At 62.6% G+C, this 14,194-nt stretch carries 14 protein-coding genes; 9 read left to right on the top strand and 5 right to left on the bottom strand.

The window, feature by feature from the left end; all coding sequences use genetic code 11:
• Window positions 1–45 precede the first annotated feature (45 nt).
• From CD04_RS0110875 to CD04_RS22600, 5 genes are all read right to left on the bottom strand, one after another.
• The gene (locus tag CD04_RS0110875; protein ID WP_031406681.1) at window positions 46–2,400 is read right to left on the bottom strand and encodes an MtrB/PioB family decaheme-associated outer membrane protein; all 2,355 of its coding nucleotides are present in this window, start codon (window positions 2,398–2,400) and stop codon (window positions 46–48) included.
• A 17-nt stretch (window positions 2,401–2,417) separates the two neighbouring features.
• Window positions 2,418–3,428: a DmsE family decaheme c-type cytochrome gene (locus tag CD04_RS0110870; protein WP_231480539.1), complete on the bottom strand. Its 1,011-nt coding sequence runs from the start codon at window positions 3,426–3,428 to the stop codon at window positions 2,418–2,420.
• 72 nt (window positions 3,429–3,500) lie between these two features.
• A complete protein-coding gene (locus CD04_RS0110865) occupies window positions 3,501–3,836 on the bottom strand; it encodes a c-type cytochrome (protein WP_231480538.1) in 336 nt (111 codons plus the stop codon).
• 439 nt (window positions 3,837–4,275) lie between these two features.
• Window positions 4,276–4,926, bottom strand: a complete 651-nt coding sequence (locus tag CD04_RS0110855; RefSeq protein WP_031406674.1) for a response regulator transcription factor — start codon at window positions 4,924–4,926, stop codon at window positions 4,276–4,278.
• Window positions 4,923–6,959 (bottom strand): cache domain-containing protein, encoded by a 2,037-nt coding sequence (locus CD04_RS22600; protein ID WP_081857893.1) that lies wholly within the window; start codon window positions 6,957–6,959, stop codon window positions 4,923–4,925. The genes CD04_RS0110855 and CD04_RS22600 overlap by 4 nt, the downstream gene beginning before the upstream one ends.
• 369 nt (window positions 6,960–7,328) lie before the next feature.
• Between CD04_RS22600 and ccmA the strand changes: the two genes are divergently transcribed.
• The 9 genes from ccmA to ccmI are packed head-to-tail and all read left to right on the top strand — an operon-like array spanning window position 7,329 to window position 14,170.
• Window positions 7,329–7,952 (top strand): cytochrome c biogenesis heme-transporting ATPase CcmA, encoded by a 624-nt coding sequence (gene ccmA, locus CD04_RS0110840; RefSeq protein WP_031406670.1) that lies wholly within the window; start codon window positions 7,329–7,331, stop codon window positions 7,950–7,952.
• A gap of 3 nt (window positions 7,953–7,955) precedes the next feature.
• Window positions 7,956–8,624: a heme exporter protein CcmB gene (gene ccmB / locus CD04_RS0110835; protein WP_031406669.1), complete on the top strand. Its 669-nt coding sequence runs from the start codon at window positions 7,956–7,958 to the stop codon at window positions 8,622–8,624.
• Entirely contained in the window at window positions 8,621–9,370 is a 750-nt protein-coding gene (gene ccmC, locus CD04_RS0110830) for a heme ABC transporter permease CcmC (RefSeq protein WP_031406668.1), read from the top strand. The genes ccmB and ccmC overlap by 4 nt, the downstream gene beginning before the upstream one ends.
• A complete protein-coding gene (gene ccmD, locus CD04_RS0110825; protein WP_031406666.1) occupies window positions 9,367–9,579 on the top strand; it encodes a heme exporter protein CcmD in 213 nt (70 codons plus the stop codon). Before ccmC ends, ccmD begins: the two co-directional genes overlap by 4 nt.
• Window positions 9,576–10,016, top strand: coding sequence for a cytochrome c maturation protein CcmE (gene ccmE / locus CD04_RS0110820; RefSeq protein WP_031406664.1), 441 nt, complete (start codon window positions 9,576–9,578; stop codon window positions 10,014–10,016). The genes ccmD and ccmE overlap by 4 nt, the downstream gene beginning before the upstream one ends.
• Window positions 10,013–11,953: a heme lyase CcmF/NrfE family subunit gene (locus CD04_RS0110815; RefSeq protein WP_031406662.1), complete on the top strand. Its 1,941-nt coding sequence runs from the start codon at window positions 10,013–10,015 to the stop codon at window positions 11,951–11,953. The genes ccmE and CD04_RS0110815 overlap by 4 nt, the downstream gene beginning before the upstream one ends.
• Window positions 11,950–12,477, top strand: a complete 528-nt coding sequence (locus CD04_RS0110810) for a DsbE family thiol:disulfide interchange protein (RefSeq protein ID WP_031406661.1) — start codon at window positions 11,950–11,952, stop codon at window positions 12,475–12,477. The genes CD04_RS0110815 and CD04_RS0110810 overlap by 4 nt, the downstream gene beginning before the upstream one ends.
• Window positions 12,474–12,944, top strand: a complete 471-nt coding sequence (locus tag CD04_RS0110805) for a cytochrome c-type biogenesis protein (RefSeq protein WP_031406660.1) — start codon at window positions 12,474–12,476, stop codon at window positions 12,942–12,944. Before CD04_RS0110810 ends, CD04_RS0110805 begins: the two co-directional genes overlap by 4 nt.
• Entirely contained in the window at window positions 12,941–14,170 is a 1,230-nt protein-coding gene (ccmI, locus tag CD04_RS0110800; protein ID WP_031406659.1) for a c-type cytochrome biogenesis protein CcmI, read from the top strand. Before CD04_RS0110805 ends, ccmI begins: the two co-directional genes overlap by 4 nt.
• Window positions 14,171–14,194 lie beyond the last annotated feature (24 nt).

Genomic DNA, 14,194 nt, shown 5'->3' with positions numbered 1-14,194 from the left:
CGGTGGTGCGCGCCTTAAGCGGCGTCCACCACCGTGCGGTGCGCGTCACATGAACGTGTAGCGGTAGGCCACGAAGATCACGTTGACCGAGTAACTCGGGTTTTGAAGATTCGCGGGCATCGTCGACGTTGATGTGTAGCCGTACTGGTAGAAGTTGTAGAGATAGTCGTTCGAATTCAGCTTCTGGTACAGGTAGCCGAACAGGAAGGAATTCTGTTTGTCGACCTTGTAGTTCCCGGTTAGCTTCAGCGTCGCAATCTCGGTGTGAATGTCTGGAATGCTGCCGCAGTTGTAGCCGCTCGTGCCCCCGGTGTTGCACGTGGTGGTCTGTCCCGGCAGGATGAAGCTTGAATATCCGGTATTGTCGAGGGAGTAAGACAGATCCGCCGCCAAGCCGAGCTTTCCGTTGAGCATGCCATCGTGCTTTGCCGTGATGCCCAGCGTGAGTGCATTGTCACGCAGACCGTTGACCCAGTAATAGGGTTTGGCGGTCGTGCCGTTGACCCGGTAGCTGTAGTCGAACATGTCGCGCTTGCGCCATTGCCAGGTTGCGTAGGCCGAAAGCAGGGTGTTGGCCGAAGCCTGGTAGCTCGAGTCGAGGTTGACGTTGGCCTCATGGCCGCCCTGCACACCCAATGCGGAGTCGTAGTACGAGTCGCTGGCGAAGTTTCCGCTCAGGCTGAGGTTCAGTGCCGGCGTCGCCTGCCAATTGGCGGACACGCGTCCCTGGTTGCGTTTGCGCGAAGCATCGAAGTAAGCCACGAAGCCCGGATTTTCGTAACCTTCGTCGAATGCCTGCATCGGGTTGTAGAAGGTCGAGTTCAGCGTTGACTTCCGGTCAGCGTAGTTGTATCCAACGTTGAAATTCAGGTTCTCCGTTGCTTTCAGGCGATAGTTCGCCAGGAGACTGTTCTCGCTTTCCTTGGGGACTTGCGCACAGGACGTCGTCGTGTAGTAAGTTGGAATTCCCGCCAGCGTCTCACCCTGAATCACCGCGACCGTGTTGTCGCACCACCGTTTCGTCGTCTCGTTCTTCAGGCCGAGATGCACATGCTGGCTCTGACTGATGGTGTAGTCGCCGGCCACGTCGGTATCAGCCGTGCTGTGACTGATCGGAACGTTGACCGGGGATGCTGGATCGCCACCCAGGGTGAAGAACGGATAGACATTGGATGCTGTCTGGTTGTCGCGCTTGTTATAGACCACGCCGGCCGACAGGCGCAGGGCCTGGGTGGTCTGGTTGGTCAATCGGGCGTCGGCGTGGGTGTTGACCACCAGGCCGTCAAGCGAGCCGACCGGCGACGCGCCGGATTGCATCAGCACCGGCTCGTACGTAAAGGCGGCGTTCTGGGTGTTGCGTCCGTACGAGTAACCACCGACCAGCTTGGTGCTTGGCGTCAGGTTGTAGCCGCCCATGAGGCTGATCTGGTTGTCATTGTTGTCCGGAGCCGTGCTCAGCATGTCCGTCGGATAGGGGCCGCTGAACAGGGTGCCGTTGGCAACCTTCTGGTTCACGAACGGATTGGAGAAGTACACCGCGTCGTAGTTGTCGCGGAACCGCGAACCGAGGAAGCTACCGGTGAAGAATCCCTTTTCGCCAGACCAGTCGAGCGACAGCGTGAAGTTGTCGATCTTGTACTCGGTCGGGTTCATCAGAAGCTGCACGCCTTCGTTTTTCGGGGTGTAGCCGGCAAGGGTGAACTGCGTGGTGGTGGCCGAATTGTCGGTGCCGGAGCCCATGAGCTTCGCACCGGACTGCGTAATGTGTTGCCAGTTAAAGCGCAGGTCCCAGTTCGGCCCGAAATTGTGCAGCGCGTTGAAGCGCGCGATGTCCTTCTCCGAATAGACATCCTTGGTTTGGAAAAACGCCTGTTGCGTGGCAGTTAGGGCCTGCGTGCCCGTTGAGCCCCTGGCCTCATTGACCAATCCAAATCCGGCAGGCATCGTGAAGGTGTTGCCGCCGCGGTCGCCTTGCAGGGGGGTCTGGTAGGAGTCGGTCTGGTAGTGGCGCAGCTGCTGGTAGCTCAGACCGAGTTCCCAGGTTCCCTGGTTGGACAGGGATCCCCCGAGGTAGCGGTCGCTCAAGCCCAAGTTGGTCCCCTCGAGCGACCAGCGCATCGTGCCTGGTTTTTGGCCGTAGGCATCGCCGCCGCGCAGGTCAACGTTGCCAATCAGGCTCACGCCGGACTTGGACAGGCCGTTGTACTGGCCGAACTGGGCCGAACTGCTGTCCGTGTAGGCGCCACCAATTTCGATCGAATTCGTGGGGTTGGTCAGTCGGGCGACGTCATCGTCGGCTCGGGCAACCGTGGTCAGCGACAGGACGGCGAGTGTTGCAAGGGCGCTTTGGAGTGCAATGACCAGTGGCTTTGCAGACAGCGCGGGTTTCATGCTTTTCATGGCGTGATCCTCGTTATTTAGCGGAACAGGAACGCACCGGCCGGGCTGTTGGAGCCGTGGACCATGACGTGGCAGTTCAGGCAGGCGCGGCCAGCGGTGGTCGCCGTCGGGTTTGGCGCGCCGATGTACCCGGTGCCAGGAACCTGCGCTCCGGCAATGCCGGGGCCGGCTGGGTTGATGCTGGCATGGGGGCCGTCATGGCATTCCTGACACAGGAATGGGGGACGTGACTTCAGCAAAGGCGCAATGTTCGAGCCATGCGGCGTGTGGCAGTCCGTGCAGTTTTCGGTGACGGGCTGGTGTTCCCACAGGAAAGGCCCGCGCTTGTCCGCGTGGCAGGTCCAGCAGGTTGCGTTGATCGTGGCCTTTTTCATCAGATCCGGGCCGACCGAGCCGTGCGGGTTGTGGCAGTCAGAGCAGACCATCTTTCCGTTGCCGATGGGGTGGTGCGAGATCTTCTGGATGTCGGCGCGGCGAGCCTTATGGCAGGTGAAGCAGACCTGAGGCTGGGTCATGCGGCTGCGCACCTTGTCGACCGGGCTATGGATGACGTGGCAGTCATTGCAGGCCAGACCGTTGACTTGGTGGGGGCTACCGTCCCAATGCGCGCGTTGCGTGCCCTTGTGGCAGGTCAGGCACGCCGCAGCGCGCTGGCTGGCGCTGGATTCGGGGTAGTTGTCATTGTTGAAACGCACGTCAGGCGGTGCGATCTTGCCGTTGACTGGACCAGCCAAGTGGGCCAGGCTCGGGCCGTGACAGGACTGGCAGGTTGGCGTGCGCGGATCTGCCGTCACGCCGTGCTTGGTCTGAAAAATGGACAGGATCGGCTTGGCCTCGTTTTCATCATGGCAGCGCGTGCATTTGGCGTCTTCAGCCAATTTTTGCTTGGAGACCATCGCTGGTGTTGACAAGGCGGGGTTCGACTCGCCCATCGCCGGCAAGTTGATCGGGTCGGCGGCGAAAGCCGTAGCCCCCCATCCGGCGAGAATCAGGCCGGCGGCAAGAATGAGTTTTCGGATGAACTGCACGGTGTGCTCCCTGGAGTTGGCTGAGGTATCGCTGTCGTGACGTAGGCGGATGGGTTCCGGGCGCTGTTTGGCCTATTTCTTGAGAGTTGCGATCCAGTCCGCGATGACCTTGGCATCAGCCTCGCTGAGCGCGGGGTTGGCCGGCATCGCCATGGCGCCGAAAGTCCCGGTCTCGCCATGCCTGATGGCATTCACCAAGGTGCTCTCCTCATCCGTCTTGCCCGCGAATTTGGCCGCGATGGCGTCGAAGGCTGGGCCAACCTTCGTGCCGGACATGGCGTGGCAGGTAAAGCAGCCATGGGAGCGGGCGAGATCCTTGCCCGCATCGGCGTGCGCCGATGGTGCGAGGACGAATAAGCTGAGCGCTGCCGCACTGGCAGCGAGGGTGATCAAGGATCTGTGCATCATGGTGTCCACCTTTAGGATCGAAGATTGCATGCGTACGAATCGCGGTTCGGCGAATCGCAACGTCTGGTGGAGATTGTTGATGGGGATAACCCTGATGCACTATCGGAAGCCGATCAAATTGCCCATCAGAAAAATCTGATTCGGCATCAGAAAACACGAAGTGATCGTGTTGTGCAGAGCCAAGTTCGCGCGAATTGATGGAAATTGGCGATCGATCCTGTGAGCAGGCGCGCCTTATCCTCCGATTGACGGCGCTGGTAGTCAGGGCGAAGTAATCTGGGGGTCGGTCAGCCAAATGCGCAAGCGGCACCGGCGGCTCGCCTTGTGGCGAGAAAAAGACGGATCAAAAACCTGACCGCGAGGAGTGGCGTCGACTGTGGCGGGCGCCGCTCAATCGAGATGGCACAGCAGCGGACAACAGCAATGCTGCGCGCCCCGCCTAGTCGGGCGCACTGTCGACCAATCCGTGGTTCAAGGCGTAGCGCACCAGCTCGACCTGGTGCGTGAGTCCCATTTTTTCCAGGATGTGGGATTTGTGTGTGCTGACGGTTTTGACGCTCAGCGCGAGCTCCTCCGCGATCTCGGTGAGACTGCGGCCGTTGACGATGCGCGTGAAAATCTCGAACTCGCGGTTGGACAACAAGGTGTGGGTTGGCGCCGAATGCGAGTGCGAGACTTCCGTGGCCAGCAATTCGGCCACCTTCGCATTGACGTAGACGCCGCCTGCAGCGACCTTGCGCATGGCGACAAGCAGGAGATCGCCGTCCGATTCCTTGGTCAAATAGCCGGCGGCCCCGGCACGGATCGCGCGTACCGCGTACTGCTCCTCCTGATGCATGGTGAAGACCAGGATCGGCAGGCGGGGGCGCTCGGCCTTGACCAGTTTGATCAACTCCAATCCGTTGCGTCCCGGCATCGACAGGTCAAGTACCAGCAGTCCCCAGTCGCGCGTGCGCACCAGGGACAACAGCGTGTTGCCGTTGTCGGCTGTTGCGGCGCAGCACAAATCCTCCGTGTCGTCCAGAATGTTGCGCAGTCCGTTACGGATGATTGCGTGGTCGTCGGCAACCAGAACGTCGACTTTGTTCATAGCGGTTCTCCAGCGGTTTCTGGCTGGGGCTCGTCGGTAATCGGGATGCGCACCTCAACTGTCGTGCCACCGGCAGAACCGGGGCGGATGGTGAACGTCCCGCCCAGCGCGGTGGCTCGCTCGCGCATGCTGAGCAGTCCGATGCCGCTGGAGCGCGCCCCGGGGGAAAATCCGCGGCCGTCATCGGTGACCTGCAGGCACAGTCCATCGGCGCACTGCTCCAGGTGAATGCGAACCATCGTGGCCTCGGCGTGGCGAGCGATGTTCGTCAGGGATTCCTGCACGATGCGAAACAATGCCGTGGCGACCGCGTCGCCATGCACCAGCGACGCCGCAGCCAGCTTGAGATCGACCTGAAGCTTGCTGCGGCGTGCAAACTCGCCGACCTGCCAGGCGATGGCATCCTCAAAATCCAGATCGTCCAGGATGCGTGGCCTCAATTCGGTGGAAATGCGGCGGACTGCACCAATGGCGCCGTCGAGCAAGCGGCGCATCGAGTCGAGGGTCTCCGGCGCCGGCTGACGCCCCTCCTTCAAGCGGCCGCCGAGCCAGCTCAGGTCGAGCTTGATGCCGGTGAGCTGTTGACCAAGGTCATCATGCAGCTCACGCGAAATCCTCGCCCGTTCCTCCTCGCGCACGGTTTGCTGGGCGATAGAGAGCCGTCGCAGCTCCTCATTCATCGATCGCAGTTCGGCTTCACGCCGACGCCGCTCGGTCACGTCCCTGAGCATGGCAGTCAGCTGCACTTTGCCTGCAATTTCAGTCTGCGAGATTGCGGACTCGACGGGAAATTCCGTGCCGTCGGCACGCAATCCGAGGATCTCGATGAGCGGAGCCATCGCTCTCGATGACATGCCCGAAGCCATGAACGCGCGCACATGCGTTTCGTGCGCCTCGCGCAAGCGCTGCGGCAGCAGCGTAGCAAGCGGCTTGCCGATGGCGCGGTCTGCGGGAATGCCGAACATGCGCTCGGCTGCCGGGTTGAACATCACAATGTTTTGCTCGGCATCAATCGAGACGATCGCATCCATCACCGAGTTGAGCGTCAGGCGCCAGCGGCTGTCGGCTTCTTGCAGTGCGAGGTTGAGCTGCTCGCCTCGCTTGAGCTCAATCGCCAAAAATCCTGCTGCAACGCCGATCAGCGCACAGACCAGCAAGGCGCCGGCGCCGATGGGAATGGCGGTCTCGCGCCACGCCGCCAGGGTCTGCGCCACATTGTCGGTGACCCCGACCATGAGCGGCAATCCTTCAATGCGCTCCAGCGCAAACACCTGGTCGGCACCTCCCGCTGCGAAGTGGTCAAACACGCCGACGGCGCCCGGCGGCGGGACGCGCACGCCCTGCAGTTCGGGCGCTGGTTCGCCAATCTCCGCGTCGCGATGTGGGACACTCGCAATCAACCGGCCATCACTCAGGTACAGCGCAACCGGCCGCATGAAATCGAGCTTCATGTAGCCAAACAGTCGTTCCAACTGGTCCGTGCGGATGGCGGCGACGACGACGCCGCGCAGACGTCCGTCCGCGCTGCGCAGCGGCCGTGCCACATGCACGGTCCACGCACCCGTGGCGCGGCTTTGCACCGGCGCATCAATGACGAGACTGCTGCGCCGATTGTCGACGAATGCCTTGAAATATGGGCGATCCGCCACGGACAGCGCCGGTGCTGGAAACTGCCGCGACGAACTCACCACCCGACCCTGGGCATCGGCGATAAAGAGTGCACCAGCCTGTCCCATGCCGGACAAGCGCGACAGCAGGAGAAGGTGCACCGGAAGGCTGTCGAGTGCGAGTTGGCTGACGAATGGCGACTGCAAGCGCTCGTCGACGCTGCGCAGCGCAACGTCGGTGCGCTTGAAGGCCTGCGCAGTCTGCTCGGCCAGCATGCGAGTCAGGCTCGTCGTTTCCTGGCTGTCGCGGGTGGTGGCGCGGTGGCGCAAATCCGCCAGAAGCAACGTGACGGATACCGAGATCGCGATGATCGTGATCACGGCGAGCGCGCCCACGGCCAGCGGCGGGCGTATTGTCGATGCCATCAGGGGCGTTTGCAGACGAGGCTAGGTGGGCGCGGCACAGCGGTACATGAGCGATCGACGCGGGTGCGCGCAAACACGCGTGCACAGAGTCGGCCCAAGTCTAGGTAGGGCGCCATACCTCGGGCTTGATGCAGGTCAAGCAAATGCCGGTGCGTGCGTGGCTCCCGACACATGCCGCGGCAAGTTTGGATCGGGTTGACCAGCATCAAAACTGGCCTTGATTGCATGCAATAGATTGCAACTGAAGGTGTTCGAAGTCTTCGCTCTGTTGAGATCCATGTGCAACCGTGTTGTCCGCTTACGATTGGCTTTCCGGTGCCCGACACGATGGGTGCCGGGGCAAGCAGTGCTCCGGCAGGGATGGGCCAGATGAACGCCGTCGCCAACACCCTCCGGGTGGAAGGGCTGGCCTGTGAGCGTGGTACGCGCATGCTTTTTCGCGGTCTGGATTTCGGCCTCAGCGCGGGTGAATGGCTGCACGTGCGCGGGGCCAACGGCGCCGGCAAGACCAGCTTGTTGCGGTTGCTGGCAGGGCTGGCTGTCCCCCACGATGGCGTGGTGCGCTGGAACGGCTCGGAGCTGGCGCGCGCCGGCGATGATTTCCGAGGCGCGGTGCTCTATCTGGGGCACCGCAGCGGCCTGAAGGAAGACCTCAGCGCGCTGGAGAACCTTCGTCTGGCCGCGGCCCTCGATGGCCAGCATCTGGACGAGGTGCCTGTGCTCAAGGCACTGGCGCGCCTGGGCCTGCGGGGCAGGGAAGATCTGCCCCTGCGCGCACTGTCTCAGGGTCAGCACCGGCGTGCGTTGCTTGCCCGCCTGTTGCTGCGCCCGGCTGCATTGTGGATCCTCGACGAGCCACTTTCGGCGCTCGACACCAGTGCGGTGGATCTGATCGGCGAACTCGTCGAGGAGCACTTGCACGCGGGCGGCCTCGCTGTGCTGACCAGCCACCAGACGATCGGATTGTCGGGCGGCCGCGAGCTGGATTTGTAAACCATGAAGACAGCCCTTCTGGCGATGTTGAGACGGGAGCTTTTGCTTGCGATGCGCCGTCGCAGCGATGCGGTGACCGCGATGTTTTTTTTCGTGATTGTCGCCAGTCTGTTTCCGCTCGGCGGCGGCCCGCAGCCCGCGTTGCTTCGCACCATTGGACCTGGCGTTCTTTGGGTCGCAGCGCTGCTGTCAACCCTGCTCGGTCTGCATCGTCTGTTCGCTGATGACTATGCCGACGGCACGCTTGAGCAAATGGCGCTATCGCCGACACCCCTGGCGTGGCTCATCGCGGGCAAGATCGGCGCGCACTGGGTGGTGGCGGGGCTGCCACTGGTGGTCCTGGCCCCGGTGTTGGGGCTGCAATACCAGCTGGATACCCCGGCGTTGGCCCTTCTGACACTCGGCTTGCTGATTGGCACGCCGCTCTTGGCCCTTATCGGTGCCATCGGTGCGGCGTTGACCCTCGGGCTGCGCGGGGGCGGGGCGTTGCTCGCCTTGTTGGTGTTGCCGCTGTATGTGCCGGCATTGATTTTTGGGACCGGGGCGGTCGCCGCACAGGCGGCCGGACTCGATTATTGGGGCCATTTCGCGCTACTCGGCGCGATGCTGGTTGTCGCCGCATTTTTCGGGCCGCTCGCGACCACCGCCGCAGTGAGGATCGCACTCGAATGAAAAACGCAAGAGTCTCCTGGTATCGCTACGCCAGTCCGGCAACCTTCTACCCGTTGGCTGGCAGGCTGATTCCCTGGTTTTCCGCACTGGCGCTGGTGGCTTGCGTGACCGGGCTATGGATCGGCTTTTTCGTGGCCCCGCCCGATGCCCAGCAGGGCGATGGATACCGCATCATCTTCCTGCACGTGCCGGCCTCGTGGATGTCCATGTTCATCTATTTGGTGATGGCCTTTTGGTCGGCACTGGGCCTGAGCTTTCGCACACGGCTGTCGGGCATGATGTCGCTGGCTCTGGCGCCAACAGGAGCCATGTTCACGGCGCTGGCGCTGGTCACCGGCTCCCTGTGGGGTAAGCCGATGTGGGGCACGTGGTGGGTGTGGGACGCGCGCTTGACCTCTGAACTCATTCTCCTGTTCCTGTATCTCGGATTTCTGGCGCTGCACGCGGCGATCGACGACCCGCAGCGGGCCGACCGCGCCTGCGGCGTGCTGGCACTGGTTGGCACGGTCAACATTCCCATCATCTATTTTTCGGTTCAATGGTGGAACACCTTGCATCAGGGTGCGTCGGTGTCGCTCACCCACGCGCCGTCGATGGCCATGACCATGCTCGCCGGCATGCTGCTCATGGCCTTCGCCGCATGGATGTACACGATTGCTGTCGTACTTGTTCGCGTGCGGGTCATCATCCTTGAGCGCGAATCCGGTACGGAATGGGTGCATCGACTCAGGGAGGTCCAAACATGATCTGGCATTCAGCGGCTGAATTTTTCGCCATGGGGGGCTACGGCCCATACGTCTGGGGCAGTGTGCTGTCGTGCGCCCTGGCACTGGTCATTGAAATCGTCGGCTTGCGCGGTCGTCGCAGCGCCGCGCTGGGTGCGCTGCGACGTCGCGGGGTCGTGGACCGACTGGAGTTGCAGGAGTTGCAGGAGTTACAGGAGCGGTTGGCATGAAAGCCCGTCATCGTCGGCTGGGGTTGATCGCCCTTGGCCTCATTGCCCTGGCCATCGCCTCCACGCTGGTGCTGCGCGCGCTTAACGGCTCGATCGCGCTGTTCGTCACGCCGAGCCAGATCGTCGACGGACAGGCGCCACACGCGGCCATGTTCCGCCTCGGCGGACTTGTCGAGAAGGGCAGTCTGCGGCGCGACGGCATGACCGTGCATTTTGTCATTACCGACACTGCGAAGCAGGTACCTGTCACCTATACGGGAATCCTTCCCGACCTGTTCGCCGAGGGCCGAGGCGTCGTTGCGCAGGGCACCCTCGGACCGCACGGCCAATTTCGAGCGACGCAGGTGCTGGCCAAGCACAGCGCCGACTACATGCCTCCTGAGGCCAAGGACGCCATCGTCCAGGCCCGCGAAGCTTCAAGGACACTACAAAAATGATTCCCGAACTCGGACGTTATGCGATCTTGCTGGCGCTGCCGGTTGCCCTGCTGCAGGGCGTGCTGCCACTGATTGGCGCCTGGCGCGGCAATCGCAACTGGATTGCCCTGGCCCGCCCGGCCGCGCAGGCGCTGTTTTTGCTTGTTCTGGTCAGTTTCGCCTGTCTTGTGTGGTCGTTCCTGAGCGATGATTTTTCGGTCCGTTATGTGGCCGAGAACTCCAACACGCAGCTGCCCACCATCTACAAGTTCGCCGCCACCTGGGGCGGTCACGAGGGATCATTCTTGCTGTGGCTGCTCATGCTTACCGGTTGGACCTTTGCCGTGTCGATCCTCTCGCGCAGCCTGCCCGACGAAATGGTGGCGCGCGTCATTGGGGTCCTCGGCTTGATCGCCACCGGCTTTCTCGTGTTCATCAACATCACGTCGGACCCCTTTGTGCGGCTGTTGCCGGCTGCCCTGAATGGGCGTGACCTGAACCCCCTGCTGCAAGACCCGGGCCTCGTTGGCCACCCACCAATGCTGTACATGGGCTACGTGGGCTTTGCCGTGGCATTCGCATTCGCGATCGCTGCATTGCTTGCTGGGCGTCTGGACGCAGCCTGGGCGCGATGGTCGCGGCCCTGGGCATTGGCAGCCTGGGTCTCGCTCACGATCGGCATTGCTCTGGGTTCGTACTGGTCGTACTACGAGCTTGGTTGGGGAGGCTGGTGGTTCTGGGATCCTGTGGAGAACGCATCGTTTATGCCCTGGCTGGTTGGTACGGCGCTGCTTCATTCGCTGGCGGTGACGGAAAAGCGGGGAAGCTTCCGAAACTGGACGGTCCTGCTGGCGATCGGTGCGTTCTCGCTGTCGCTTCTCGGCACCTTCCTGGTGCGCTCCGGGGTGCTGTCGTCGATCCACGCTTTTGCTACCGACCCCCGGCGCGGGGTCATGATCCTGCTTCTGCTTGCCTTGGTCGTCGGAGCTTCGCTCTTGCTGTTTGCATTGCGCGCGCCGGGCAGCGGCTTGGGTGGCAAATTCGACCTCATCTCGCGTGAGACTCTGCTGCTGAGCAACAACGTCCTGCTGGTTGTGGCTACCGGCTGCGTGCTGCTGGGCACCCTGTACCCCTTGGTGATGGACGCGCTGGGCCTGGGCAAGCTGTCGGTTGGTCCGCCATACTTCAACAGCGTGTTTGTGCCGATCGTCATTCCGCTGTTCCTCCTGGCTGCCGTGGGTCCTCTGGCGCGCTGGAAGCGCTCGCCGCTGGCTGACCTGCTGCTGGCGATGCGTTGGCCGGCGTTTCTGGCCGCGCTGGCGGCGATCATTGTGCCGATCCTGATGGGGCACTGGAGTACGGGCGCCTCAATCGGGGCGTTCACCGCCGTGTGGCTGGGTAGTGCAGTGTTGCTGCAGATTCGCAAGCGCCTGCGCAGCGGCAACCCGCCGGCGGCCTATTGGGGCATGCAGCTCGCACACCTCGGTCTGGCAGTGGCCATCGTCGGCGTTGCGCTGGTGAAGAATTACCAGATCGAGCGCGACCTGCGCATGGCCCCGGGCGATACCACCCAAGTCGCCGGGTACACCGTGGGCTTCGAGGGCGTGCAAATCGTCCCAGGGCCGAATTACCGTGCGTCTCAGGGCCAGCTGACGCTGGCGCGCGACGGCAAGGTCTTCGCGGTCCTGCACCCGGAAAAGCGGGATTACTTCAGCTCCGCAATGCCGATGACGGACACTGCGATTGACACGGGGATTTTCCGTGACATCTACGTTTCACTGGGTGAGCCGCTGGATCACGGTGCTTGGGCGGTTCGCGTGTACTACAAGCCATTCGTGATCTGGATCTGGTTGGGCGGCCTGTTGATGGCTGTAGGCGGCGTGACGGCCGCGGCAGATCGCCGCTATCGCCTGTTGCAGCGGCGCACCGCGTCGTTGAAGGGTGTGGTGGCATCATGAAACGCATCTGGCTGATTCCCTTCGTGCTCTTTGTGATCCTGCTTGCCTTCCTGGCTGCGGGGCTCACGCATGACCCGCACAAGATTCCCTCGCCGCTCATTGGCAAACAGGCGCCGGCATTCGACCTTCCGCGACTCAACAGCCCCGGACAGATGTTTTCGTCGTCGCAAATGAAGGGCAAGGTCTGGCTGCTCAATGTCTGGGCGTCGTGGTGTGTGTCCTGCCGCGAGGAACACCCGATTTTGGTCGATTACGCGCGCTCGCTGCATGTTCCCTTGATTGGCCTTGACTACAAGGACACGTCGCCCGACGCGCGCATGTGGCTTGCCCAGTTCGGCGATCCGTACGAGATGGTGGCGGTCGATGCCAACGGGCATGTAGGCATCAACTACGGGGTCTATGGGGTTCCGGAAACCTATGTGATCGACCGCAACGGAACCATCGTGGATAAGCACATCGGTCCCATTACGCCCCGCGTCATGACCGAGGAGTTGCTGCCGTTGATCAAGAGGCTATCGTCATGAAATCCCTATTCGCGCTGTTGCTTGTGATCACCTGTGTGGGGCAAGGCTGGGCCGGCGAGGCCCAACCGCTGGTGCGCAACGAAGCCGTTGAGCAACGCATGCTGGCGCTGACCCGAAACCTGCGCTGCTTGGTGTGCCAGGACGAATCACTGGCCGCGTCGCAGGCGGATCTGGCGCGCGACCTTCGCAACGAGATTCGCACCATGATGGAGAAGGGGCGCAGCAATCAGCAGATCGAGGACTATTTGGTCCAGCGCTATGGCAACTACGTGCGTTACCGCCCGCCATTCGACGCCGAGACGGCTGTCCTATGGGTCGGACCGTTCGTGCTGCTGGTGATGGGGTTAGGGTTCTTGTTGATGTACGTGCGTCGGCGCAGCACACAACAGGACGTGCCGCTGGATGTCGCGCAAATCGAACGCGCGAGGCAACTGCTGGCCGACGCCGGCGTGAAGGAAATACGATGATTGCCTTTGTCGCCGCTGCGGCGGCCCTGACACTAGTGGTGATCGGTTTGATCATCCGACCTCTGATGATTGCTCCGCGGTCCGTTGCGGGGGTTGACCGAGGACGCCTGAATGCCCGATTGCTCCAAGACGAGCTTGGCGCGCTTGAGATGGAGCACGCCAAAGGGACCATCGATGCCGCGGAATTCGCGCGTGCCCGTGACGAATTGACGCGGCGCGTGCTGGAGGAAGCATTGCCGGCAGCGCCCGCTGCGAAGACGGCCTACGCACTGCCAACCGCGATCACCGTCGCCCTGATGCTGCCCATCTGCGGGGGATTGCTTTATGTGCTGATGGGCACGCCCGGCGCGCTGGTCGGAGGTGCGCAAGCCGTCGGTGTGGCCACGGCTGCCCAGGTTCCCAGCACCGGCAGCGCTCCGCCCCAGGTCCAGGGGATGGTCAATTCATTGGCCGCGAAGCTGGCGCAGCATCCGGACGACCCGGCTGGCTGGGCAATGCTCGGACGTTCCTATTCCGTACTCGGTCGCTATCGCGACGCAGTCGCGGCCTTCGGCCGGATCGGGCCAAGCCTGAATGGCAATGCAACTTGGTTGGCCGAATATGCCGATGCGTTGTCGATGACGACCGACGGCGATCCAGTTGGGCGGCCTGAGCAGCTCGCGCTGCGCGCGCTCAAGCTCGAGCCGAACAACCTTCTGGCGCTGATGTTGGCGGGATACGCAGCCACTAGGCGCGGGGAACCCGCTGCTGCGCTGCCGCTTCTGGAGCGTGCGCAGAGCGAAGTCGCGCCGGACTCGGAAGACTACGGATTCGTGCACAACCTGGTCGAGCGGGACCGTGCCGCTCTCGGGCTGAAGGCGACCGGGGTGGCGCCACGTGCCGCCGCGGGCGAAGCGCTCAAGATCGCGGTGTCGATCGCACCGCGATTCCGTGCGGCAGCGCGCGGGCGCACGGTGTTCGTGTTCGCCCGCGCGCCGGGCAATCCAATGCCGCTTGCGGCAGTTCGCAGCAGTGTCAACCAGTTGCCCACCGTCGTCGCGCTGAGTGATGCCAATTCACTTGACCCGGGTCATCCGCTTTCCGGGGTCAGGGACCTGCGCGTGGAGGCCCGGGTTTCGGCGAGCGGGGATGCAACGCCACAGCCTGGGGACCTGATCGGCAGCACGAGCGTGGATACGAGCCGAAGCCACCAGGTCGCTGTCAACATTGATAAGTTGCAACCCTAGATCGCCAGATCGACATGCCAGTTT

It is taken from the genome of Thiomonas sp. FB-Cd (genome assembly GCF_000733775.1).
In the GTDB taxonomy this organism is placed as follows: Bacteria; Pseudomonadota; Gammaproteobacteria; order Burkholderiales; family Burkholderiaceae_C; genus Thiomonas_A.
Note: the sequence above shows the minus strand (reverse complement) of the source record. Positions and strands in the feature narration are given on the sequence as shown.